Source organism: Enterobacter sp. SES19, assembly GCF_011765665.1.
Lineage (GTDB): Bacteria > Pseudomonadota > Gammaproteobacteria > Enterobacterales > Enterobacteriaceae > Enterobacter > Enterobacter pseudoroggenkampii.
Window position 1 is genome coordinate 1,488,075 of sequence record NZ_CP050320.1, and the last position, 21,303, is coordinate 1,509,377.

31 protein-coding genes are annotated in these 21,303 nt (G+C 47.2%); 24 read left to right on the forward strand and 7 right to left on the reverse strand.

Going from position 1 to position 21,303, the window contains the following annotated elements:
• The first annotated feature begins 3 nt into the window (after positions 1-3).
• Both gsiC and gsiD read left to right on the forward strand, forming a co-directional pair.
• The gene (gsiC, locus tag GXP72_RS06990) at positions 4-924 is read left to right on the forward strand and encodes a glutathione ABC transporter permease GsiC (protein ID WP_208763652.1); all 921 of its coding nucleotides are present in this window, start codon (positions 4-6) and stop codon (positions 922-924) included.
• 1 nt (position 925) lies between these two features.
• Positions 926-1,837 (forward strand): glutathione ABC transporter permease GsiD, encoded by a 912-nt coding sequence (gsiD, locus tag GXP72_RS06995; RefSeq protein WP_024908682.1) that lies wholly within the window; start codon positions 926-928, stop codon positions 1,835-1,837.
• Between the two features lie 59 nt (positions 1,838-1,896).
• Here gsiD and rimO read toward each other — a convergent pair whose 3' ends face one another.
• Positions 1,897-3,204 carry a 30S ribosomal protein S12 methylthiotransferase RimO gene (gene rimO, locus GXP72_RS07000; RefSeq protein ID WP_090417628.1) on the reverse strand — a complete coding sequence of 436 codons (1,308 nt, stop codon included), beginning with the start codon at positions 3,202-3,204 and terminating at the stop codon, positions 1,897-1,899.
• Between the two features lie 43 nt (positions 3,205-3,247).
• Between rimO and GXP72_RS22565 the strand changes: the two genes are divergently transcribed.
• From GXP72_RS22565 to GXP72_RS07040, 12 genes are all read left to right on the forward strand, one after another.
• Complete coding sequence (locus tag GXP72_RS22565) at positions 3,248-3,439, forward strand: recombinase family protein (protein WP_228117515.1); 192 nt, start codon at positions 3,248-3,250, stop codon at positions 3,437-3,439.
• A gap of 44 nt (positions 3,440-3,483) precedes the next feature.
• A complete protein-coding gene (locus GXP72_RS22570; RefSeq protein WP_228117514.1) occupies positions 3,484-3,891 on the forward strand; it encodes a hypothetical protein in 408 nt (135 codons plus the stop codon).
• A 70-nt stretch (positions 3,892-3,961) separates the two neighbouring features.
• The gene (locus GXP72_RS22575; protein ID WP_228117513.1) at positions 3,962-4,126 is read left to right on the forward strand and encodes a hypothetical protein; all 165 of its coding nucleotides are present in this window, start codon (positions 3,962-3,964) and stop codon (positions 4,124-4,126) included.
• A gap of 59 nt (positions 4,127-4,185) precedes the next feature.
• Complete coding sequence (locus GXP72_RS22580) at positions 4,186-4,833, forward strand: hypothetical protein (RefSeq protein ID WP_244319943.1); 648 nt, start codon at positions 4,186-4,188, stop codon at positions 4,831-4,833.
• A gap of 21 nt (positions 4,834-4,854) precedes the next feature.
• A complete protein-coding gene (locus GXP72_RS22585) occupies positions 4,855-5,145 on the forward strand; it encodes a hypothetical protein (RefSeq protein ID WP_244319944.1) in 291 nt (96 codons plus the stop codon).
• A gap of 568 nt (positions 5,146-5,713) precedes the next feature.
• Positions 5,714-5,971 carry a hypothetical protein gene (locus GXP72_RS07010; RefSeq protein ID WP_139210883.1) on the forward strand — a complete coding sequence of 86 codons (258 nt, stop codon included), beginning with the start codon at positions 5,714-5,716 and terminating at the stop codon, positions 5,969-5,971.
• Positions 5,972-6,162: 191 nt separating this feature from the next.
• Positions 6,163-6,333 carry a hypothetical protein gene (locus GXP72_RS07015; RefSeq protein ID WP_153257551.1) on the forward strand — a complete coding sequence of 57 codons (171 nt, stop codon included), beginning with the start codon at positions 6,163-6,165 and terminating at the stop codon, positions 6,331-6,333.
• Positions 6,334-6,536: 203 nt separating this feature from the next.
• A complete protein-coding gene (locus tag GXP72_RS07020; protein ID WP_175557786.1) occupies positions 6,537-6,686 on the forward strand; it encodes a hypothetical protein in 150 nt (49 codons plus the stop codon).
• A gap of 76 nt (positions 6,687-6,762) precedes the next feature.
• Positions 6,763-7,083, forward strand: coding sequence for an HNH endonuclease signature motif containing protein (locus GXP72_RS07025; protein WP_090417624.1), 321 nt, complete (start codon positions 6,763-6,765; stop codon positions 7,081-7,083).
• A gap of 314 nt (positions 7,084-7,397) precedes the next feature.
• Positions 7,398-7,757, forward strand: coding sequence for a hypothetical protein (locus tag GXP72_RS07030; protein ID WP_090417622.1), 360 nt, complete (start codon positions 7,398-7,400; stop codon positions 7,755-7,757).
• Between the two features lie 549 nt (positions 7,758-8,306).
• Positions 8,307-8,501, forward strand: a complete 195-nt coding sequence (locus GXP72_RS07035) for a hypothetical protein (RefSeq protein WP_090417620.1) — start codon at positions 8,307-8,309, stop codon at positions 8,499-8,501.
• Between the two features lie 270 nt (positions 8,502-8,771).
• Complete coding sequence (locus GXP72_RS07040; RefSeq protein WP_090417618.1) at positions 8,772-9,077, forward strand: hypothetical protein; 306 nt, start codon at positions 8,772-8,774, stop codon at positions 9,075-9,077.
• 19 nt (positions 9,078-9,096) lie between these two features.
• Here GXP72_RS07040 and GXP72_RS07045 read toward each other — a convergent pair whose 3' ends face one another.
• Positions 9,097-9,849, reverse strand: coding sequence for a hypothetical protein (locus GXP72_RS07045; protein WP_090417616.1), 753 nt, complete (start codon positions 9,847-9,849; stop codon positions 9,097-9,099).
• A gap of 501 nt (positions 9,850-10,350) precedes the next feature.
• Between GXP72_RS07045 and GXP72_RS07050 the strand changes: the two genes are divergently transcribed.
• The 3 genes from GXP72_RS07050 (at position 10,351) to tnpA (ending at position 11,564) form a co-directional block, all read left to right on the forward strand.
• Positions 10,351-10,635, forward strand: coding sequence for a hypothetical protein (locus GXP72_RS07050; protein WP_090417614.1), 285 nt, complete (start codon positions 10,351-10,353; stop codon positions 10,633-10,635).
• A 47-nt stretch (positions 10,636-10,682) separates the two neighbouring features.
• Complete coding sequence (locus GXP72_RS07055; protein ID WP_090417612.1) at positions 10,683-10,976, forward strand: hypothetical protein; 294 nt, start codon at positions 10,683-10,685, stop codon at positions 10,974-10,976.
• A gap of 153 nt (positions 10,977-11,129) precedes the next feature.
• Positions 11,130-11,564, forward strand: a complete 435-nt coding sequence (tnpA, locus tag GXP72_RS07060; RefSeq protein ID WP_090417610.1) for an IS200/IS605 family transposase — start codon at positions 11,130-11,132, stop codon at positions 11,562-11,564.
• 71 nt (positions 11,565-11,635) lie between these two features.
• On the opposite strand, the gene GXP72_RS07065 is transcribed toward tnpA, so the two are convergent.
• Positions 11,636-12,322 carry a hypothetical protein gene (locus tag GXP72_RS07065; RefSeq protein ID WP_090417608.1) on the reverse strand — a complete coding sequence of 229 codons (687 nt, stop codon included), beginning with the start codon at positions 12,320-12,322 and terminating at the stop codon, positions 11,636-11,638.
• 41 nt (positions 12,323-12,363) lie between these two features.
• Here GXP72_RS07065 and GXP72_RS22590 point away from each other — a divergent pair, with 41 nt between their 5' ends.
• The 5 genes from GXP72_RS22590 to GXP72_RS07085 all read left to right on the forward strand — a co-directional run bounded on the left by GXP72_RS22590 (position 12,364) and on the right by GXP72_RS07085 (position 15,381).
• Entirely contained in the window at positions 12,364-12,594 is a 231-nt protein-coding gene (locus tag GXP72_RS22590; protein WP_228117510.1) for a hypothetical protein, read from the forward strand.
• 77 nt (positions 12,595-12,671) lie between these two features.
• Positions 12,672-13,088 (forward strand): hypothetical protein, encoded by a 417-nt coding sequence (locus GXP72_RS22595; RefSeq protein WP_228117509.1) that lies wholly within the window; start codon positions 12,672-12,674, stop codon positions 13,086-13,088.
• Positions 13,089-13,179: 91 nt separating this feature from the next.
• Complete coding sequence (locus GXP72_RS07075; RefSeq protein ID WP_072051591.1) at positions 13,180-13,401, forward strand: DUF2188 domain-containing protein; 222 nt, start codon at positions 13,180-13,182, stop codon at positions 13,399-13,401.
• Between the two features lie 371 nt (positions 13,402-13,772).
• A complete protein-coding gene (gene bssR, locus GXP72_RS07080) occupies positions 13,773-14,156 on the forward strand; it encodes a biofilm formation regulator BssR (protein WP_024908680.1) in 384 nt (127 codons plus the stop codon).
• 106 nt (positions 14,157-14,262) lie between these two features.
• Entirely contained in the window at positions 14,263-15,381 is a 1,119-nt protein-coding gene (locus tag GXP72_RS07085; RefSeq protein ID WP_208763653.1) for a PQQ-dependent sugar dehydrogenase, read from the forward strand.
• Here the strand turns inward: GXP72_RS07085 and GXP72_RS07090 are convergent, their stop codons facing one another.
• Positions 15,382-16,008, reverse strand: a complete 627-nt coding sequence (locus GXP72_RS07090) for a glutathione S-transferase family protein (RefSeq protein ID WP_024908678.1) — start codon at positions 16,006-16,008, stop codon at positions 15,382-15,384.
• A 241-nt stretch (positions 16,009-16,249) separates the two neighbouring features.
• Here GXP72_RS07090 and dacC point away from each other — a divergent pair, with 241 nt between their 5' ends.
• Positions 16,250-17,455: a serine-type D-Ala-D-Ala carboxypeptidase gene (dacC, locus tag GXP72_RS07095; RefSeq protein WP_047653218.1), complete on the forward strand. Its 1,206-nt coding sequence runs from the start codon at positions 16,250-16,252 to the stop codon at positions 17,453-17,455.
• Between the two features lie 67 nt (positions 17,456-17,522).
• On the opposite strand, the gene deoR is transcribed toward dacC, so the two are convergent.
• The 3 genes from deoR to GXP72_RS07110 all read right to left on the reverse strand — a co-directional run bounded on the left by deoR (position 17,523) and on the right by GXP72_RS07110 (position 19,693).
• Positions 17,523-18,281, reverse strand: a complete 759-nt coding sequence (gene deoR, locus GXP72_RS07100; protein ID WP_008503427.1) for a DNA-binding transcriptional repressor DeoR — start codon at positions 18,279-18,281, stop codon at positions 17,523-17,525.
• Between the two features lie 67 nt (positions 18,282-18,348).
• The gene (gene ybjG / locus GXP72_RS07105; protein ID WP_024908675.1) at positions 18,349-18,957 is read right to left on the reverse strand and encodes an undecaprenyl-diphosphate phosphatase; all 609 of its coding nucleotides are present in this window, start codon (positions 18,955-18,957) and stop codon (positions 18,349-18,351) included.
• A gap of 7 nt (positions 18,958-18,964) precedes the next feature.
• Complete coding sequence (locus GXP72_RS07110) at positions 18,965-19,693, reverse strand: phosphatase PAP2 family protein (RefSeq protein WP_032649342.1); 729 nt, start codon at positions 19,691-19,693, stop codon at positions 18,965-18,967.
• A gap of 168 nt (positions 19,694-19,861) precedes the next feature.
• Between GXP72_RS07110 and GXP72_RS07115 the strand changes: the two genes are divergently transcribed.
• Complete coding sequence (locus GXP72_RS07115) at positions 19,862-21,094, forward strand: MFS transporter (protein ID WP_032649341.1); 1,233 nt, start codon at positions 19,862-19,864, stop codon at positions 21,092-21,094.
• Positions 21,095-21,303 lie beyond the last annotated feature (209 nt).

Sequence of the window (21,303 nt, forward strand, 5' to 3'; positions counted from 1 at the left end):
CTCATGCTGAATTATGTGTGTAAACGCCTGCTGGGGCTTATCCCGACGCTGCTGATTGTGGCGGTCCTGGTGTTTCTGTTTGTCCATATGCTGCCGGGCGATCCGGCGCGTCTGGTTGCCGGGCCTGAAGCGGATGCCACCGTCATTGAGCTGGTGCGTAAGCAGCTTGGCCTCGACCAGCCGCTGTATATGCAGTTCATCCATTATATTTGCAACGTTCTGCAGGGCGATTTTGGTATCTCGATGGTATCGCGCCGTCCGGTGTCGGAGGAGATTGCCAGCCGCTTTATGCCGACGTTCTGGTTAACGATTGCCAGTATGAGCTGGGCGGTCGTGTTTGGGCTGGGCGCCGGGATTATCGCGGCCGTCTGGCGCAACCGCTGGCCGGACAAGCTCGGCATGGCGCTGGCGGTGACCGGCATCTCCTTCCCGGCATTCGCGCTGGGGATGCTGCTGATGCAGATCTTCTCCGTCGAACTGGGCTGGCTGCCGACCGTCGGGGCCGATACCTGGAAGCATTACATTCTGCCTTCCATGACGCTGGGAGCTGCCGTGTCGGCGGTGATGGCCCGCTTTACCCGCGCCTCGTTCGTTGACGTGCTGAGCGAAGATTATATTCGCACCGCGCGGGCGAAAGGGGTCAGCGAGAAGTGGGTCATTCTCAAGCACGGGTTCCGCAATGCAATGATCCCGGTCGTGACGATGATGGGACTGCAGTTTGGCTTCCTGCTGGGCGGCTCTATCGTCGTGGAAAAGGTCTTCAACTGGCCGGGGCTGGGACGCCTGCTGGTCGATTCCGTCGAGATGCGCGACTACCCGGTGATTCAGGCGGAAGTCCTGCTTTTCTCGCTGGAGTTTATTCTTATCAACTTAGTGGTGGATGTGCTCTACGCCGCCATTAACCCGGCCATCAGGTACAAGTAAGATGCGATTGTTGAACTGGCGACGTCAGGCCGTTTTAAACGCGATGCCGGGTCTAAAACCGGACCACGTCCGCACCCCATGGTCTGAATTCTGGCGGCGTTTTCGCCGTCAGCCGGTCGCGATGACCGCGGGGCTGTTTGTGTTGCTGCTGATTGCGGTGGCGGTGATTGCGCCGTGGGTGGCGCCGTTTGATGCGGAAAACTATTTTGACTACGACCGTCTGAACGACGGACCGTCGATGCTGCACTGGTTCGGCGTGGACTCCCTCGGGCGCGATATCTTTAGCCGCGTGCTGGTGGGGGCGCAGATCTCGCTTGCCGCCGGGGTGTTCGCTGTGCTGATCGGCGCGGCCATCGGTACCGTGCTGGGTCTCGTTGCCGGGTATTACGAAGGCTGGTGGGATCGCATCATCATGCGCATCTGCGACGTGCTGTTTGCTTTTCCCGGCATTTTGCTGGCAATTGCCGTGGTGGCGATCATGGGCAGCGGCATGGCGAACGTCATCATTGCGGTCGCGGTGTTTTCGATTCCGGCGTTTGCTCGTCTTGTGCGCGGCAACACGCTGGTGCTGAAACAGCAGACCTTTATCGAGTCGGCCCGCAGTATGGGGGCCAGCGACGCCACCATTCTCTTCAGCCATATTCTGCCGGGGACGGTGTCGTCCATCGTGGTCTATTTCACCATGCGTATCGGCGTGTCGATTATCTCGGCGGCCAGCCTGTCGTTTCTGGGGTTAGGGGCGCAGCCACCGACACCGGAGTGGGGCGCGATGCTGAACGAGGCGAGGGCAGATATGGTGATTGCCCCGCACGTGGCGATCTTCCCAAGTCTGGCGATTTTCCTGACCGTGCTGGCGTTTAACCTGCTGGGTGACGGGTTGCGCGACGCGCTGGATCCGAGGATAAAGGGGTAGTGCTGTGAAATGTGCCGGGTGGCGGCTACGCCTTACCCGGCCTACTACAGAGGGGGAGATTAAACCCGGCTACCCCACAGGTCATACTCATCCGCGTTTTCAACCTTCACGCGAATAATATCACCCGGCTTAACGCTGGTTTCGCCGTTCAGGTACACCGCACCGTCGATTTCAGGGGCGTCCGCCATGCTGCGGCCAATCGCGCCTTCTTCATCCACTTCGTCGATGATAACCATGATCTCGCGGCCCACTTTTTCCTGCAGACGCTCAGCAGAGATCTGCTGCTGCAGCTGCATGAAGCGGTTCCAGCGCTCTTCTTTCACCTCTTCCGGCACCTGGTCCGCCAGCTCGTTGGCGGTTGCGCCTTCTACCGGGCTGTACTTGAAGCAGCCAACGCGGTCCAGACGCGCTTCTTTCAGGAAGTCGAGCAGCATCTGGAAGTCTTCTTCGGTTTCACCCGGGAAGCCGACGATGAAGGTGGAGCGCAGGGTCAGATCCGGGCAGATCTCGCGCCACTGCTTGATGCGCGCCAGCTGGCGGTCAACGGAGCCAGGGCGCTTCATCAGCTTCAGAATGCGCGGGCTGGCGTGCTGCAGTGGGATATCCAGGTACGGCAGAATTTTGCCTTCCGCCATCAGCGGGATCACGTCGTCAACGTGCGGGTACGGGTAGACGTAGTGCAGACGCGTCCAGATACCGAGTTTGGACAGCTGCTCACACAGGCCCACCATGCTGGTTTTCACCGGCTCGCCGTTGTGGAAACCGGAGCGGTGTTTAACGTCTACACCGTAGGCCGAGGTGTCCTGGGAGATGACCAGCAGCTCCTTCACGCCCGCGTCGGCCAGACGTTTGGCTTCCGCCAGCACTTCACCAATGGGACGGCTCACCAGATCGCCACGCATGGACGGGATGATGCAGAAGGTGCAGCGATGGTTGCAGCCTTCGGAAATTTTCAGGTACGCGTAGTGGCGCGGCGTCAGCTTCACGCCCTGTTCCGGCACGAGGCTGAGGAACGGGTTGTGCTTGGGTTTTGGCACGTAGTGATGAACATGTTGCAGCACCTGCTCGTAGCTGTGCGGGCCGGTGATCTCCAGCACCTTCGGGTGCACTTCGCGGATCTGGTCTTCTTTCGCGCCCAGACAGCCGGTCACGATCACTTTGCCGTTTTCCGTCAGGGCTTCACCGATGGCTTCCAGTGACTCCTGAACCGCGCTGTCGATAAACCCGCAGGTGTTAACGATCACCATATCGGCGTTGTCGTAGCTTGGCACCACGTCATAGCCCTCGGTGCGCAGTTCGGTCAGGATGCGTTCTGAATCCACCAGGTTTTTCGGGCACCCTAATGATATAAATCCAATCTTAGACATTTTTTTGTACAATCAGTTGCTCACTTTGCCGGGGATTATATAGATGCCGCAACTTTATAGCTACATCAGGTGGTCAACAGATCGCCAGGACAAAGGGACAACCAGAAACAGGCAGCTTGCAGCCGCGAAAGCATATGCGGCTGATGCTGGGCTGGAAATGGATGAGATCGAAGACCCAGGCGTCAGTGCCTTTCGTGGCAAGAATACCAACTCAGGAAAATTAGGGGTTTTATAGATGCTGTTAAACAAGGAGCTATTGCCTCTGATTCCTGGCTATATGTGGAAAATCTGGACCACATTACAAGACAGAATGTTACAACTGCACAGAAACTTTTTATTGAATTGTTAGAGTTAGGTTTGACACTCGTCACAGGCATGGATAAGCGGGTATATACACTTGATTCTGTGAACAAAAAACCAACAGAATTAATGATTTCACTATTGCTGTTCAGTCGTGCCAATGAAGAATCAGAAACTAAGTCTCAACGTACTTTAGGTAATGTTGAAACGTTAGTAGAACGCCATAAAAATGGATTGCCAGTTAACATAAAATCCGTAGGTCGCCACCCATTCTGGATTGATGATTCAGGATCGCAATACGAAGCGGTGAAAAACATCCTACTTATTGGAATATTGCACGTGAAGCGATTGATATGTTCTTGTCCGGCAGTGGTGTATACAGTGTAAAAAAATATCTTGATCAGAAGTATTCAAATGGTCTGAAAGGTAAAGAGTGGGACTATCAGGTACTAAAAAAATGCGTGATAACCGTGCTTTAATTGGTGAACGTATTGTAACTATAAAGGGCATTCCTTATAAATTAGAAAATTACTATCCTTGGTTATGTAAAGATGAAGCAGAGTTTTTGTTACTGGAAGAAAGAAAAAAACAAAGCAACTATAAATCGGAAAAAATTCTGTAGATAATAGAAAATTACTTTCTGGTCTATCGATACTCAAATGTAATAAGTGTGGCGGTACTATGCATTCATTTATGAATCATGGCAAAGCACGATACATCTGTACAAACGGAGTACATCTACAAAAGGGGTGTTCAGGTTGGTCAATCACAGCACAATTAGTTGAACACTGTACTATGATTGCACTATTAATTGGCTACATGGATAAAAGTAGGAGAAGTGGTACTGATACAACCGTATTAGAAGAAGAACTCAATAAAAAAGAAACCTTGATCAAAGATTTAGATACTCAAATTTCTAATATTGTTATTGCAATAGCTATTGCACCTGATGTAAGTTCTTTGGGTCATTCTTTGAACGAAATTAATAGCAAGAGAAAGGAACTTGTTTTATCCGTAGAGAAACTGAAAGAAAGATTAGTTTCATTGCAAGGAAAAGGTTCTTTTGAAGTAGATATCATGGAGTTTCTCATCCTTATTCAATGGGCTGTTTTTATAAATATGGAAGATAATGATAGGGATAAGATCAGAAAAGTTATTGATGCAATTATAGAATATATCGTGGTAGATAAAACAGAGGAATGTATAACTATAAGAATTAAATATTATGGTAATGATGAAGTTTTGAAGTTTTGGTGTTTGGTGGCGTTGATAGAAAACCACATTGGCGGTTTGATATCGATTTTGATACAGGGAAAGAGGGGACACTAACAGTACTTGAAAATGATCATAATGAAGATGCCTGAAATCCAAAAGGCAGTAGGTTACTTGCGAAAATTAAAAGAAAGCTATGTAGCAATGTATGATACTCCTGTAACTTTGCTTTTCGAAGTTGGTTATCCAGAAATTAAAGGTACACAATTTTGGCCTAATACTGGAAAGCACGAGAAATTAACGATTGCTTTTGAAGGTGTGGTATACACTATTTCATTTAATGGTAGATTGCCTAAAGCGATTACAAGTGCACTCGAAACGACAGGGTTAACTCGTCAACAATTTATTGAAAAATTCAAAATACATTAAACATTATAGCTCCAACTATTTTTATTAAGCCCCTCTAGGGGCTTTTTGTACTTATTTTCACTCTCATAAATAAAATATACTCATGGTTACTAATGAACAGATAATTCGTGAGTAACAGTACTAAGCCCGTAAGTATCGGGGTTTATTGTTTATGTACTTTGGCAATACTTTTGAGGAATATACTTATCAATACCATTCTGTTCAAATACTATTGAAATTTATAGTTCTTAGAAATTTTCAATTAAAAAAATTAAGTGTTTGAAAGTCGCATGGATAAAGGCCTGGAGGGGGATCGGCCTATTCCAACCCAAAAATAATGCTTGCCGAAATAAAAATGTTTGGGATAATAAATTTCATCAAGCGGTGGTTTGATGATTTATCTGTCGTAATCGGGTCGCCTCTTACCTTCATAGGCTAGGCCTGCCACATGAAAATGAATAAAACAATAGAAGTACCTCAAACTGTTTTTATTACTATCCAGCTGTAAAATAGTTGGGGTGAATGATATGGTAGTTTAGGGTAATCTCCAATATATATTTTAATTCAATCAATAGAAAAGGTAATAACTATGTTAGAAATGAAATGTCCAAAATGTAATGGTGATACTGAATGTGGTGAAGTAATGACAGTGAATGATAACTTTGGTATTCAATGTACTAATGATAAATGTGGTTATTACTTTGGTATTCATATAAGTAATGGTGAATTAGGTGGTAAAGTTAATGATGGTAATCGTACTGGTACTATCATTGGTTACCATCCAAGTGGATTACCATTAGTTGAATGGTGTGATGGTACTATTACACAGTTTGAACCATTAAAGTAGTTATTCAAAATGGAAAAATAATGCCGTACACCGTTACGGCTTTTTTACGTCTAAAGGAAATACAGTGGCAAAAGAATCAATAGATAGCAGGTAAAATATTAGAATTAATTACTGGTTATAACTACATAACAGACCATTTGTGAAGTAAATTCAATAAACACTCCTATAATAATCATCACGGGAGTATTCAAATGGTAGATTGGTTAATCACTTCTTTAGTACTGATCATTGGCGTTATCATCATGGGTACAGGATTCATCCAGTACTTATTACTTGGTTGGATGCTGTACCTACTAATTATAGTGGTTTTATGGATTATCGCCCGTATCTGGCAGTTTCCCCAAAAATTAAAAGATAAATAAAAAGTAGAAAGAACACAATTCGGTACTAGTTATTAGCAGTTTTTGGGATGTTCAAAAATCATGAGATACTATATAGTATATAGAACATTCGTTCTACCATGATAAAAATCCTCCAAATGCTTAAAGTAAACCCCATCGCAATGGCGGTTTTTTTGGGTTCATTTTATTCTGAAAAATGTATAGCAATATTCAAGGTACACTCGATGAAAGATAAAAAAGAGAAACAAATAAATGTACGTTTATCTGAGTCACATCTATTAGCACTACAAAAATTTGTCGATGAAGGAAAAGCAAAGTCACAAAGTGGTGCTTTAGTTTACTTAGTTAATCAGTACATGATTATGGGTAAGTAACGTTTGATACTATCGTAAAAAATATTTTGCAGTACTAACAAGGATTAGTTAGCATATTTGTAAATGGATTTATAAAATGGAATATTTCAAACAAACTCAATATGAAAATTATGAAGTAAGTAACTACGGTACTGTACGTAATACTAAAAATGGTAAAGTACTAGAAGGTGGTATCAGTAAAAGCAGTGGTTATCGTAAGGTATCACTATCAGTTGTTAATAAGGGTAGTAAGAAAACAGTAACGCATGAGGTACATCGCTTAGTAGCTGAAACATTCTTAGGGCAACACAAGGGATTAGTTGTAGATCATATTGACGATAACCCACTAAACAATGAAGTAAGTAACTTACGATGGATAACACAATCAGAGAATATTCTTAAAGCCAAACGTAAGTAAATCGAACGCCAAAAATTATTGGAAGAACAGAAGCAAGATATCCGAAATTCTGCATTTGTTGGTGAGAAACTATGTCAGTACTTCAATACTAAGTTTAATCGTAACATTTCCCGTGCTGGTTATCGTAGTATTGTTAGAAATAATTAAGAAAAAAGCCTGAATGCTAGGAACACATCAGGCCAGTATTAATTAACCTTTTACAATGTGTTTATTATGACAAAACATATTCAAGTTTTGATAACAGAAGTATAAAGGCACTAATTAGTCAGTGCAAGCTATATAAAGATATCCCATGTGAAAATATCAAGAACATTATGAAGGATTCAATAGCTAAACTTAATGTGAGAGATAAAATTAGTGTATATGATTTGTTTACAGTATTGAGTAATGAGGATGAAATTCGAAATGATTTACTATTCAGTACTGTCAATGCTATTAAAGTACAACAGAATAAGAAACAAGTAAAAGAACGTATGATAAGCTACTACGGGGCAGCGATCATGGATGCAGCAAAACGAATAGAGCAGTATATGATGGAGCACCCAGACGCACTACCAGCACCAGCACATAGACAAAGAACGCTAACGTATAAAGAGGTAGATAAACTATTAGAGCTACGAAAACAAGGTAACTATATTGATGACATGATTGAGTACTTAAAGAGTTTGCGTTAATTGTGCCTTAATACGCATAGTTCCATGCCGTAATACGGCAAAAAAAAGCTCCTGAAACCCGCGTCTTATCGTCAATACGGCAACTAAGTATAGAGATACGAAATCCATTCCATTTCATTCCATGTATTTCTTTCTCTATCAGTATTCAATGAAACTGTGACTTGCGTCACGAATACTACTCGTCGAGAACTCCTCGTAGTATTGGTTAGTAACTTTGCGTTTTTCTCTGCTATCGCATCAAAAACCCGCAAGCGTTTTTTCTCGCTTTCGCTCAGACAAGTAACAGTACTGTCAAAGTAACAAAACCCCAAGAGCTACTATCAAAGTAATTATTCAAAGTATTTGTGAGTCGCCACGGAGTCACACCTGAACGAGTCACCCGCACACGCAGCCGCCCACAGAGGGCATTACTAACAAAAAGGAATATCTAATGAAACCTAACTGGAAACGCGGCCAGTATTGACTTTATTAAATATTTCTCTAAGGGGGTTCACTTTTTTATTTAGTCTGGAATAATAAACTTATCAAACACACACGAGGATGATAGAAATGACTACATACACAAAGATTTATGGGCGATATGCCGTTAACGATGATTATAAAGATACGGTTATATTATATGATGGAATTACTAACCAGCAATTACCATCAGATGCACAAATCAATTTACCAGTTAGTGATATCCAGAAAATGTTTGAACAGGCATATAATAGGAAAGGTGATTCAGATATTTTCGATAACTAATTCACTACTAGATATGAATTAGAAGATAAAGCCGCAATTTATATGCGGCTTTTTTACTGGACATAACCTGTATGCTAATAATCCCAATTATATGTACTTACCAAACAGTGTAATACCTACTGGACGGTACTGAGTAGTAGAGAGGCCAGCCAGTTGGCAGGGATGCTTAAAGATTCATTGTATTAATTTAATTGCTTACAGCCTCATCTAAGCATTATCAGTAAATACATTGAAGGGGTAGCGGTACTAATCTAATAACAAGATTTACATATGCTTAGAACAGAATTTCAGACTTACGAAGATGATTCATTTTACTTTCTATATGTTACAGACAAAATCAGAGTAGAAACTGATGGCGATAGTGGTTTGGTACTAGAACTACATGGTACATATAAAAAAGAAACTATTGATATGTACTGCTACTTAGAACTACAAAATGATGAGGCTGCTTACTTCCAGCAGCTAACCGTCAACCCTGAACTAGAAACAACCATAAGGGCAGTGAAGACATTATACAGCCATTTAAAGAGGCAATATTCCGATGATTACCCAAGTGATAAATGGCTATACAAATAAACCATGCTATTAGTATAAATTAACCTTTTGAACAGTTAATTTTATCAATCGTAACTTTTAATTGATCTTTGGAAATAATTCTACTCCTCGGTCTAAATTTATCCGATTTACGAAAAATAGCTAAGCCAACAAATTCAATTAACAAGTAAATTAAAAGTAGAGGCGAACCTACAAGATAAATAGTCGCTTTTGATATTGGAAATTCTTTATTAAAAGGGAAAAGTTCATTTATGATCAATGCGAAAACGAAAAAAACGATCATGTATAATATAATATTAATGCGGTTGCATATTGACAATACAACTTCATTAATTGAGAATCTATTATATTGTTTGTCTGTCTTATAGAAGTGAATTTTATGAAGATTACCAGATACAAAGGGTTCAAGCATATCAATATTATATTCCCAGTTTTCTTGCCAGTACTTGCTAGCCTTGATTATACGTCGCCAAAAGTTACATAATGATACTCCGATAACCGCTAAACAAGTCATTGTTAATATCATGATAAACTTAGTGCTTTCAGTTGTTGTTTCTTTGAAATACACAGAAAAGCAATAAGCAATCGCAGCAGCAAGCACTGATAAAAAACCTAATATGTATCCAGAACGCTGCCAATAAAGACCAATCTCAAATTTACGTATGTCATGTGATCTCTCAAAGGCATTTTTAATTTTTTCTATATCCAGATTATCCGCATTAATAACACCATTATGATTGCGGGTCTTATCTAGGAGTAGCTCAAAGTAATCAACATTACGTGAAATGATCATATATACTCGTTTATCTTCATAAAAGAACTTGATATTAACCATTTAAAGTGGAGGCCACTCTAAACGAGGTCATGGTTCCAAACTATTCCGGGGAACCAGAAAACAGAACCTTGATTAGTACTAAAATTGCAACGATAAACAGCACTATATTGATTCCCAATAATACTAAGTTTGTTTTTTTAATTCCATTGTTGATAAAACCCACAACTAAATCATTTGAACGATTATTGTACTTTACCACTGTAAACGCAATCAAGTACACTCACAACCTCACAACCTCACAACCTCACAACCTCACAACCTCACAACCTCCACGATGGGTAGGTTTGTTTAAGGTGTGGGTGTGGCGTGAAGCTATCACATGATAATCCTCAGTACTGATTTTCTACTATTCATTTCGCATGTAAGTAAAGAAATTCCACTTAAGGCCGATACTATCCATGATGGGAAATCTGTTGTTCATTTCCTAACTATCATTTCTTGTAGCTTATAAGGAAGAAAATGAAAAAATTATTATTGGCAGTACTATTCATGGCCGGTTCATCACAGGCCGCTACTATCTCTGAGGGTTTTTACTGTGACAGCTACGGAAATCTGATGAAGATGATTAGTGCTATCTCGACTAAAGATCAGGGTGTGATGTTGAAGATGGTCAAAGCTGGTAGTTGCGTTACGGTTGAAGAACCTATGACGATACGTAACGTACAGGTTATGGATCATGGGTTCATGTCGTTCGGTCATTCGGGCGAGGTAGGGTATTCAGTACAACAATTCATTAAGGACTGATGAAAATAGTTACGGTATAAACTACAGATAATCTATAAGGTTTAACAATGGGAAGGATTATAGCTGTTGTATTGGTGTTGATAGCATTATTCATCAAACTCGCGGGTGGTGATGACAAGCATGAAACACAAGCCGAAGAACCATCTAACAAGCTTACAGAGCAAGAGTTACAGGATGCTAAGGATTTCGCTCAGGCTCTTATCCAGCGTGATTACACATGCGATAAAGTCACAACGTTTAGCAATGCGAACTTCTCAGGCCGCATAGACGTATGGTGTGATGATCAGTACCAGTATGAGATAACAAAGCCTGGTGGACGCTGGAAGGTTGTAGCGAAATAACTTAAAAAACCACTACAATGATGTGGTTTTTCATTGTCATCCCTAAACCACCTCTTGGGAGGTGGTGATTGATCCTGTAAGGCTATAGCCTGAAGAATGCCCATGTCGGAATATCTCTTCTTACTCACCACAAGTAAAAGGAGACAGACTGACATGGGGCTTTACAGGAGTTCATCACATGTATATTGGCGTTGCAAATACCACATAGTCTGGACGCCAAAATATCGATTCAGGATCCTCCAAGATAAGCTGGGTAAGGAGCTTTACAGGACAATCTACATTCTCTGCGGAATAAAAGATTGTGAGGTTCTGGAGTTAAATGTTCAACCAGATCATGTACATCTTGTTGTAAGCGTCCCACCTAAAATCTCAATATCAACCCTGATGGGGCATCTGAAAGGCCGCAGTGCCATCAGACTCTACAATCGTTTTCCACATATCAGGAAGAAGTTATGGGGAAACCATTTTTGGTCACGCGGCTACTTTGTCGATACGGTAGAGGTAAACGAAGAGATCATCAGACGATATGTGCGGCATCAGGAGAAAACGGAACAAACGCACGAACAGCAGATGGAATTGCTAGAGTAGAAACAGGAAGGAAACAATAGCTCCCCTTACAGGGGGCATTCTAGAAAGCCACCTTCTAAGAAGGTGGTCTTTTACTTCTTACCAAATGGTACAAAGATTTCATCGAAAGATGAACCATTAATTGTATCCATGTAATCGCTAACTCTTCGTAATGCCTCTTTATATTGTTCCCTATCTTTACCTACTTCTTTATATTCCCCAATTAGCAACAGTTGTTTCGAGTTTTTAATTGTTTTATTAATTGATGAAATATATTTTATTAAGATGTCATTGAACTCTTTTAATGAGTAATTTGTTGAAATTTCAAATCCCCAAATCTGTAAATGCAATTCATGAGCATGCATTTCTAACATTACTTCTCTGAGTTTTTCCTTTTCAATATTTAACTTTTCAATAGTTTTATTATAAATGCTTTCATTAATAATGACTTTTTTCGTTATAAACAACTCCTCAATAATGATATTGATTTTCACAGCTTCTACAGCTATTTCTTGGATTTTATCAATGATAGCTTCACACTTTTTAAACCCTTTATCATTTACTTTGCTTTTTATCCATTTTGTCAATTGATACGCTGAATACACAGCCAAAGATAAAGCACAGGCAGCTACAATCGCTGAAAAGCCTGGAGCTGTAATTTTTTTTGGGGTCTTATATAAAACCCAAGTGATAAATTCTGTAAGAAACACCCCAACAATCATCCAGCTTATATGGGACAGTTTAAAGTTTTTAAAAAGTCCTTTAGCCCACTGTTTCATTCTTCCTAAATACCTTTACATTAAATGGTAAATGGTATTTTATGGCAAGAATTACAAAAAAGGAATCAGCATTACACATTCAAGTAATGGATCTCATCCACTCAGATAAGCAACTAACCCAAGACGATAAAGAGTTTATCTTCAACAACTACAAAGGCGATGGTATAGGGGCTACTGGTGCTTTCTTCATACCTGAAATGCTCGCATGGGATTTCATACTTGATGCTGGTTGTACTGGTCAATGTAATGTATTGAACTTTGTGCGGGTATAGGTCGCCTCAGCTACTACCAGTACTTGAGAAACAAGCCAACACACATTACCTGTGCTGAGCTGAATCCAGAGTACGTAATGATCGGAAAGAGGGTACTACCAGAGGCAGAATGGATCATTGGTGACGCTCTCCAGTACTCACCAGACCGTTTCTATGATGTTGCCTATGACAATCCACCTTTCAGCAAGATCAACACATCAGAAGCGTATACAGGCCGTTACACAGGCTCAGAATTCGAATACAAGGTGATTGAACATGCGAGTACTTTCTCATCCAATGGGGCATGGATTGTACCGCAAGGTTCAGCAGGGTTTAAGTACACTGGACATAAGTACTATGACGCTTCAGTACAGACAGCCACAGCCAAGTACCAGAAGTTTGTTAATGATACAGGGTACACGTTTCAACTCGGGGTGGGTATTGATACCAGTATCTACAAGGATGAATGGAACGGTACTAAGGTAATCTGTGGTGTTGTGACGGTTGAGTACTGAAAATGTGATTTTAAGCAAGCGTAACGCTACATGTTGTGTCTATACTTACTTATTGCACCACATGGTGTATTTCACACAGCAGGTAATTTGTATGGGTAAGAACCAACATGTAGTAACGCATCCTGATGGATGGGCTGTAAAAGGTGAAGGTAATGAACGAGCAACTTCTGTACATTCAACGCAAGCTGAAGCTATAGAAGCTGCTCGTGAGATAGCTCGACATCAACAAAGTGAATTGTTAATTCATGGACGTGATGGGCAGATTCGTTCTCGTGACTCATATGGCAACGATCCATATCCGCCTAAGGGATAAATTTCAGTAAAGCAAAAGAGGCCGATGGCCTCTTTTTTTTGTCTTTTCAATAGATAACGGTGAATGAAGATTAATCAGGCGGATTTTATTTCTTGATTCTTAGGGCAGCCCAGGGAGACGAAGCCGATTTTCGGCTGGTGCGTAACATTGCTCATAGGTTAAAAATTCATCAATTATGGAGTTATCAGGGCGGGATTTTACAGCGTATCGCGGGGGATTTATACACTCTTTGCAAGGCGGATGCGTCGTGCCGAGGTTGTAACATTGTAAATTATGTTAATCAGTTAATAAAAATTGATCCCAGGCATTAAACTGTACAAAAAATGAACTTATCCTGACAATGCACCATGGCTGACAGAGGAGGAAAGAGCATGACCGTTGACAGACTTAAACGCGATCTGCTGAACAAGCTGATCAACGCCCGAATCGACCTGGCCGCGTACCTGCAGTTGAGGAAGGCAAAAGGGTATATGTCAGTCAGCGAAAGCGAACATCTGCGTGATAACCTGTTTGAACTGTGTAATTTCATGCGTGAAAAAGCACCGACCCTGAAGGCGAACGGCGGCGAAAGTGAAGAAATAGCGCTGCGCCGCGCCGCCGAGGTGCTCTCCATAGCAGGGGTGTGTCTGATGAACGGACGCCACGACTGCCCGAACTTTATCGCCGTAAACGCGGAGAAGCTTGAAAACTGCCTGACAACGCTCTCTCTATGCATCATGTGTCTGAACGAGCACAAACAGCTTGAACAGCACTGATCCCGGGGGAGGCAACTCCCCCTTCTGATTAAGCTTTTGTAAAAGTGGTAACGCGCCCGGATGCAGTGGCTAACCTTTATGCCATATGCCGATAAAGGAGCGCGTTATGCCTCGATCCTCGCTGATTTTCCTGCCTGCGTTATTCATTCCATTTTCGCTTCTTGCTGCGCCAGAGGCGGTCAGGGTCGAGGTGCTGCAAAATAAACTCGATCACCCCTGGTCTCTGGCGTTTCTGCCGGACAATAAAGGCCTGCTGGTGACCCTGAAGGACGGTCAGCTCAAACGCTGGCAGGCCGGAAAAGGGTTGTCCGATCCGATTATCGGCGTGCCGAAGGTCTGGGCAAACGGTCAGGGAGGATTGCTGGACGTGGTCCTCGCCCCGGATTTTGAAAAATCACGCCGCATCTGGCTGAGCTTCGCCGAAGCAGGGAGTGATGGCAAAGCCGGAACGGCGGTGGGCTATGGCCGGTTAAGCGACGATCTTACGCGCATTGAAGCCTTCCAGGTGGTGTTCCGCCAGATGCCGAAACTCTCCACCGGGAACCATTTTGGTGGGCGGCTGGTGTTTGACGGCAAAGGTTCTCTCTTTATCGGACTCGGCGAGAACAATCAGCGTCCGACGGCGCAGGATCTGGATAAATTGCAGGGTAAAGTGGTGCGCCTCACCGAAGACGGGAAAGTCCCGTCGGATAACCCCTTTGTGAATACCCCCGGCGCGCGGCCCGAAATCTGGTCTTACGGCATTCGCAACCCGCAGGGGATGGCGATGAACCCCTGGAGCGACACGCTTTGGCTGAACGAGCATGGCCCGCGCGGCGGGGATGAGATCAACATTCCGGAGAAAGGTAAGAACTACGGCTGGCCGCTGGCCACGCACGGCATTAACTACAGCGGCCTGAAAATCCCGGAAGCCAAAGGCGAGCACGTTGAGGGCACCGAGAAGCCGCTGTTCGTCTGGAAAGTCTCACCCGCGGTGAGCGGCATGGCGTTCTACAACAGCGACGTTTTCCCGCAGTGGAAAAACAAGCTGTTTATTGGGGCGCTGAAGGAGAAGGACGTGATCGTGCTGAGCGTGGAGGGAAACAAGGTGACGGAGGACGGGCGCATTCTGGGCGACCGGGACCAGCGTATTCGCGATGTGCGGGTCGGGCCGGATGGGTATCTGTATGTCCTGACCGACGAGACGGACGGGCAGCTGTTGAAAGTCAGCCCGTCCGGAGCGTAATCAGGTGACCGGGATCATCACCACGTTGCGGTACGCCGGGCGATCGCTCAGCTGTTTAAGCCAGCGCTCAAGGTGAGGGCGCGGCGTCCACTTCAGACCCATGTTGGTCAGGTTCCAGACGAACGGCGCCACGGCGATATCGCCTGTGCCGAACGCCTCGCCGGAGAACCATGCGTGCTTCGCCAGCTCGTCATCCATCATCGCAAACAGATTTTCGCAGGCATCCTGCGCGGCGTGAATTGCGGGATAGTCGCGTTCAGCTTCCGGCGTGCGGATAAGCCCCATCAGGATCACGCGGTGGGTCGGGGATAGCGTCTGGTTCGCCCAGTCCATCCACTTTTCGCCCTGAGCGCGCCGGGCGGGGTTTTCAACCCACAGGCGGCCCTGACCGTACTGCGCGGCGAGGTAACGCACAATGGTGTTGGACTCCCAAAGCGTCGCGTCTGTTTCATCATCGCGCAGCAGCGGCACCAGGCCGTTCGGGTTCATGGCCAGATAGTCTGCCTCTTTGTTTACGCCGAACGACATGCCAGCCATGATTTGATTGAACGGTAAATCCAGCTCTTCCAGCGTCCAGAGCACTTTCTTAACGTTGGTCGAATTATTCCTGCCCCACAGCGTAATCATATTTACTCCCGATGAGATGTGAATCCGAGTCAGCCTTTCGCCATGGTGAGATAAACCTAACAATTACGCAACAGAAGACAAAAAAATCGTCTTAATCAAAGCGTATCTGAATGTTATTGCATAAACTTTAATAACTTTACCCTCGTTGGGTTTCTTTAACCGTTTTAGTGCGCTATTACTCATCGCTTCTTGCGACACGGTGATGTGACGTAATTTTTGAATGGACACTCGGGTGGCATTTATGACGCGTAAAATGACTTCTCTGCGCAGCCTGGCGACCGGCTCTGCGCTTCTTTTCCTGTTTGCACCAACGCTCTACGCAGCTGAACAGGCTGCGCCCGAAGCGCCGCCTGTGGATGCGCGCGCCTGGATCCTGATGGATTATTCCAGCGGTAAAGTGCTGGCGGAAGGGAATGCGGATGAGAAACTCGATCCGGCAAGCCTGACCAAAATCATGACCAGCTATGTGGTGGGCCAGGCGTTAAAAGCGGGCAAGATCAAGCTGGACGATATGGTAACCATCGGTAAGGACGCGTGGGCGACCGGCAACCCGGCGCTGCGCGGGTCATCGGTGATGTTCCTGAAGCCGGGCGATCAGGTTTCCGTTTCCGATCTGAACAAAGGGGTAATTATTCAGTCGGGAAATGATGCGTGCATTGCGCTGGCCGATTACGTTGCCGGCAGCCAGGATTCTTTCATTGGTTTGATGAATGGCTACGCGCAAAAGTTGGGCCTGACCAATACGACCTTTAAAACGGTTCACGGTCTGGATTCGCCGGGACAGTTCAGTACCGCGCGCGACATGGCGCTGCTGGGGAAAGCGCTGATCCACGACGTGCCGGATGAATACGCGATCCACAAAGAGAAAGAGTTTACGTTCAACAAAATCCGCCAGCCGAACCGCAACCGCCTGCTGTGGAGCAGCAACGTCAATGTGGACGGGATGAAAACCGGCACCACGGCGGGTGCTGGCTATAACCTGGTGGCCTCCGCGACCCAGGGCGACATGCGCCTGATTTCGGTGGTGCTGGGCACCAAAACCGACCGTATTCGCTTTAATGAATCAGAAAAACTGCTGACCTGGGGCTTCCGTTTCTATGAAACCGTGACGCCGATTAAACCGGATGCCACGTTCGTCAGCCAGCGCGTCTGGTTTGGTGACAAGAGCGAAGTGAACCTGGGAGCGGGTGAGGCGGGCTCGGTGACCATTCCGCGCGGCCAGCTGAAAAACCTGAAAGCCAGCTACACCCTGACCGACCCGCAGCTCACCGCGCCGCTGAAAAAAGGCCAGGTGGTCGGAACCATTGATTTCCAGCTCAACGGTAAGTCGATTGAACAGCGTCCGCTGATTGTGATGGAAGCGGTGGAAGAGGGCGGTTTCTTCAGCCGGATGTGGGATTTCGTGATGATGAAATTCCACGGGTGGTTTGGCAGCTGGTTTAGCTAACCTCGATGGGTTTTCTCCCTCTCCCTGTGGGAGAGGGCCGGGGTGAGGGCATCAGACCGCACCCCGTTCAATACATCAACTTCACCTGCTGCGCCTTCGCGTGGGCCACGATCTCGTCGTCCGGGCGGCAGTCGCTGACGATGGCATCGAACTGCGCCAGCTCGCCCATTCTTGCCGAACGCACCTTACCAAACTTGCTGTGATCGACCACCAGCACATGGTACTGCGCGGCGCTCAACGCCCAGTGCTTCACCGGCAGCTCTTCCAGATTAAAGCAGGTCGCACCCTGGCGCACATTAACGCCGGCGGCGGAATAAAACGCGATATCCGGGCAGAGATTGCTGAGCGTGTCCTGCAGGTTAAGCGGTTTAAAGATGGCGTTGCTGGCGTGAAACTCGCCGCCGCAGAGGATCACCCTGCACTCGGGTTTCTCCTGAAGCGCCAGAAAGGTGTTCAGGGAGTAGCAGACGGCGGTGAACGGAATGCTGCTGTCGATGGCCTCGATAATCCACGGCGTAGTGGTACCGCAGTCAAAAAACAGCGTCTGGTGCGGCTGTACCAGTGAGGCCGCAAGCCGCGCGGCTTTGCGTTTCTCTTCCACCAGGCGCGTCTTCTGGTCGCTGATCAGATAATGGCTGGCGCTGCGCGGCTCAAGCACAATATACCCGCCCAGCAGCACGACGGGCGCGCTCTCGCTGTTCAGATCCCGACGAATGGTCATCTCTGAGACGCCGAGGAGGTTGGCGGCTTCCTTAAGATGCAGCTTATCGCTGCGCTTCAGCGCCTGTAGCAGCTGAGCAATGCGGTCATCGCGACGTGTTTCCATAGTTCCTCGGGATAAAAAAGTGAACCCCCGCAGGGCGGGGGTTCAAGTGTAACCTGTCAGGTTGGGGTTAGTCACGTATCCAGCCTTTGCGGATCGGGATAGCGAAAATGGCACGATAGAGCGAAGACAGCGTGCGGTAGAGCGCTTCACCGAAGAGACTCCACAGGATAGCCGCGCTCACGCAGCCAATCAGCCCGACCAGGAAACCGCCCACCATATCCAGCGGCCAGTGAACGCCCAGGTAAATGCGAGACCAGGCGATTGCCAGGGCCGCCACCATCAGGACCGCACCAGACCACAGGCGATGCCAGAACAGGAAAGCCAGCGCGAAGGTAAAGATCACCGTACCGTGATCGCTCGGGAACGAGTCATCCGGCGCGTGGTGCAGGAAGGTATAGCCTACGTGAGCCACAAAAGGACGGGGGTGCGGGAACACATGACCCAGTGCGAAGCTCACCAGAACGCTCACGCCCAGCGCCATCGCCACTTTGATCACCAGCTGGCGGTGCGCTTTCACCTGGCTACGAGGTCCCCACAGCCAGAGGATGGCTGCCAGCGCTGGCACGATACTGATCAGATCTTTTGCCAGGAAGGTGGCAAAGTCGATCGTCCACTCAGGCGAGGCCGGCGTGGCGTTGATCAGATAAAACAGCTGATAATTCAGATTCTCTAACATAGCGTTATCACTCTTTAGCAAACCGGGTGGAAACAAGGCCGTAGACCACCACCTGAGAAAACCAGACCCACCACCCAGCCCACAGGTTGTGAGAGAAAAAATGTGCCCCGCGCATGATCTGGCCGTAGCCCATCACCAGACCTAACACCACGCCCAGCGCGACGAAGCACCAGGCGAGACGCGGACGCTCGCGCCAGAAGGCAAAAAACAGCCCCATCACCATAAAGCCGCTGGAGGCGTGACCGCCGGGGAAGCAGCGCCCCGGACCGCTGTCAGCAGGGACGGCGCTGAACAGGGGATAAGAGACAGCCTTACCGCCATATTCCACCAGATCCCACGGGCAGCTGTGATGGCTCACGCTTTTCAGCACGCCTACCACCAGCGCACCAACGCCCATCAGCAGCGCCGCCGTGACCAGCCTTGCGTTACGCTTGTAAGCGCCGTAAAACAGCGCCACGGCACCTAAGGCGATGGCAATGTACTTCGCCAGACGGTGGTTCAGCAGATCCAGCAGATGATCTTTCTGCAGCGGAAAGCTCTGCGTTGCCGCGTCATACCAAAAACCGGTGATCCATCTGTCGAGCGCTTCATTGCGTGATAACCACGTGAAAAGCACGGCAAGGACGACCAGTACGAAAAGCTGATAACCATAAAAGCGGCCCGGCAAGCGGTAAAGTCGTTTTGTCTTATTTGTCTGTAAGTTAGATAATTCTGAACGGCTGGAAGTGAGTGCCATAATTTGGGGTCGTTGACGAGTAATGGGGCTATCATAAATCTGTCAACTTAAGGAAACCTTAAACGAAGACGATATGTGCTTTATTTCTGTTTATCCTCGATAAATCACTATCTCGGGCTGCGGCATTTCATTAAACTCGTCGCGATTTTGTCATTATAAAGAGATTGCATGTTAAACCGTTCTTCTTCTGGTTCACGTCTGGGTCGTCAGGCGTTGCTTTTCCCTCTGTGTCTGGTGCTCTACGAATTTTCTACCTATATCGGCAACGATATGATCCAGCCCGGTATGCTGGCCGTAGTGGCGCAGTACAACGCGGGAATCGAGTGGGTACCGACCTCCATGACCGCCTATCTGGCCGGCGGCATGTTTTTGCAGTGGCTGTTAGGTCCGCTGTCGGATCGTATTGGCCGTCGTCCGGTGATGCTGACGGGCGTGGTGTGGTTTATCGTCACCTGTCTTGCCACGCTGCTGGCGCAAAACATTGAACAATTTACCCTGCTGCGCTTCCTGCAGGGGGTGAGCCTGTGCTTTATCGGCGCCGTGGGGTATGCCGCCATTCAGGAGTCGTTTGAAGAGGCGGTGTGCATCAAAATTACCGCGCTGATGGCGAACGTGGCGCTTATCGCCCCCTTACTCGGGCCGCTGGTGGGGGCCGCGTGGGTGCACGTTGCGCCGTGGGAAGGGATGTTTGTGCTCTTTGCGCTTCTCGCCGCCTTCGCGTTCTTTGGCCTGCACCGTGCGATGCCGGAAACGGCCACCCGCATCGGCGAGAAACTCTCGCTGAAAGAGCTGGGGAGGGATTACAAAGAAGTGCTGAAGAATGGCCGCTTTGTGGCGGGCGCGCTGGCGACCGGGTTCGTTAGCCTGCCGCTGCTGGCGTGGATCGCCCAGTCTCCGGTTATTATCATCAGCGGTGAAAAGCTCAGCAGCTATGAGTATGGTCTGCTGCAGGTGCCGATCTTTGGCGCGCTGATTATCGGCAACCTGGTGCTGGCACGTCTGACGTCACGACGCACCGTGCGTTCACTGATTATCATGGGCGGCTGGCCGATTGCCGCAGGGCTGATTCTGGCAGCGGTGGCGACCGTCGCGTCATCCCACGCTTACCTATGGATGACTGCAGGGCTGAGCATTTACGCCTTCGGAATTGGCGTGGCGAACGCCGGGCTGGTGCGCCTGACGCTGTTTGCCAGCGAGATGAGTAAAGGTACGGTGTCAGCGGCGATGGGGATGCTGCAGATGCTGATTTTTACCGTCGGTATCGAGGTGAGCAAGCATGCCTACGCGATGGGCGGCAACGGGCTGTTCAGCCTGTTTAACCTCGCCAACGGCGTGCTGTGGGTTGGCCTGATGGTGGTGTTCCTGAAGGACAAACGCGTCGGGAACGCCCTGCAACCGTGATCTTTATTCCCTCTCCTCGTGGGCTGAGGGTTCCTCACAAAATAATGCCTGCACGGGCGACTCCCTCTCCCTTGAGGGAGAGGGCAGGGGTGAGGGGGAACATACGGCTCTGGTGGTCATTCCGTTCACTTTATGTTTCTTGCTACTCTTTAACGACACGACCTGTGAACGTGCCATGGCGGCTCAATCGCCGCCGCCCTGGCGACCCG

Coding starts and splice junctions, on each gene's coding strand:
- gsiC (WP_208763652.1), top strand. CDS start 4: ATGCTGAATTATGTGTGTAAACGCCTGCTGGGGCTTATCCCGACGCTG.
- gsiD (WP_024908682.1), top strand. CDS start 926: ATGCGATTGTTGAACTGGCGACGTCAGGCCGTTTTAAACGCGATGCCG.
- rimO (WP_090417628.1), bottom strand. CDS start 3,204: ATGTCTAAGATTGGATTTATATCATTAGGGTGCCCGAAAAACCTGGTG.
- GXP72_RS22565 (WP_228117515.1), top strand. CDS start 3,248: ATGCCGCAACTTTATAGCTACATCAGGTGGTCAACAGATCGCCAGGAC.
- GXP72_RS22575 (WP_228117513.1), top strand. CDS start 3,962: ATGCGTGATAACCGTGCTTTAATTGGTGAACGTATTGTAACTATAAAG.
- GXP72_RS22580 (WP_244319943.1), top strand. CDS start 4,186: ATGCATTCATTTATGAATCATGGCAAAGCACGATACATCTGTACAAAC.
- GXP72_RS22585 (WP_244319944.1), top strand. CDS start 4,855: ATGAAGATGCCTGAAATCCAAAAGGCAGTAGGTTACTTGCGAAAATTA.
- GXP72_RS07010 (WP_139210883.1), top strand. CDS start 5,714: ATGTTAGAAATGAAATGTCCAAAATGTAATGGTGATACTGAATGTGGT.
- GXP72_RS07015 (WP_153257551.1), top strand. CDS start 6,163: ATGGTAGATTGGTTAATCACTTCTTTAGTACTGATCATTGGCGTTATC.
- GXP72_RS07020 (WP_175557786.1), top strand. CDS start 6,537: ATGAAAGATAAAAAAGAGAAACAAATAAATGTACGTTTATCTGAGTCA.
- GXP72_RS07025 (WP_090417624.1), top strand. CDS start 6,763: ATGGAATATTTCAAACAAACTCAATATGAAAATTATGAAGTAAGTAAC.
- GXP72_RS07030 (WP_090417622.1), top strand. CDS start 7,398: ATGAAGGATTCAATAGCTAAACTTAATGTGAGAGATAAAATTAGTGTA.
- GXP72_RS07035 (WP_090417620.1), top strand. CDS start 8,307: ATGACTACATACACAAAGATTTATGGGCGATATGCCGTTAACGATGAT.
- GXP72_RS07040 (WP_090417618.1), top strand. CDS start 8,772: ATGCTTAGAACAGAATTTCAGACTTACGAAGATGATTCATTTTACTTT.
- GXP72_RS07045 (WP_090417616.1), bottom strand. CDS start 9,849: ATGATCATTTCACGTAATGTTGATTACTTTGAGCTACTCCTAGATAAG.
- GXP72_RS07050 (WP_090417614.1), top strand. CDS start 10,351: ATGAAAAAATTATTATTGGCAGTACTATTCATGGCCGGTTCATCACAG.
- GXP72_RS07055 (WP_090417612.1), top strand. CDS start 10,683: ATGGGAAGGATTATAGCTGTTGTATTGGTGTTGATAGCATTATTCATC.
- tnpA (WP_090417610.1), top strand. CDS start 11,130: ATGGGGCTTTACAGGAGTTCATCACATGTATATTGGCGTTGCAAATAC.
- GXP72_RS07065 (WP_090417608.1), bottom strand. CDS start 12,322: ATGAAACAGTGGGCTAAAGGACTTTTTAAAAACTTTAAACTGTCCCAT.
- GXP72_RS22590 (WP_228117510.1), top strand. CDS start 12,364: ATGGCAAGAATTACAAAAAAGGAATCAGCATTACACATTCAAGTAATG.
- GXP72_RS22595 (WP_228117509.1), top strand. CDS start 12,672: ATGATCGGAAAGAGGGTACTACCAGAGGCAGAATGGATCATTGGTGAC.
- GXP72_RS07075 (WP_072051591.1), top strand. CDS start 13,180: ATGGGTAAGAACCAACATGTAGTAACGCATCCTGATGGATGGGCTGTA.
- bssR (WP_024908680.1), top strand. CDS start 13,773: ATGACCGTTGACAGACTTAAACGCGATCTGCTGAACAAGCTGATCAAC.
- GXP72_RS07085 (WP_208763653.1), top strand. CDS start 14,263: ATGCCTCGATCCTCGCTGATTTTCCTGCCTGCGTTATTCATTCCATTT.
- GXP72_RS07090 (WP_024908678.1), bottom strand. CDS start 16,008: ATGATTACGCTGTGGGGCAGGAATAATTCGACCAACGTTAAGAAAGTG.
- dacC (WP_047653218.1), top strand. CDS start 16,250: ATGACGCGTAAAATGACTTCTCTGCGCAGCCTGGCGACCGGCTCTGCG.
- deoR (WP_008503427.1), bottom strand. CDS start 18,281: ATGGAAACACGTCGCGATGACCGCATTGCTCAGCTGCTACAGGCGCTG.
- ybjG (WP_024908675.1), bottom strand. CDS start 18,957: ATGTTAGAGAATCTGAATTATCAGCTGTTTTATCTGATCAACGCCACG.
- GXP72_RS07110 (WP_032649342.1), bottom strand. CDS start 19,693: ATGGCACTCACTTCCAGCCGTTCAGAATTATCTAACTTACAGACAAAT.
- GXP72_RS07115 (WP_032649341.1), top strand. CDS start 19,862: ATGTTAAACCGTTCTTCTTCTGGTTCACGTCTGGGTCGTCAGGCGTTG.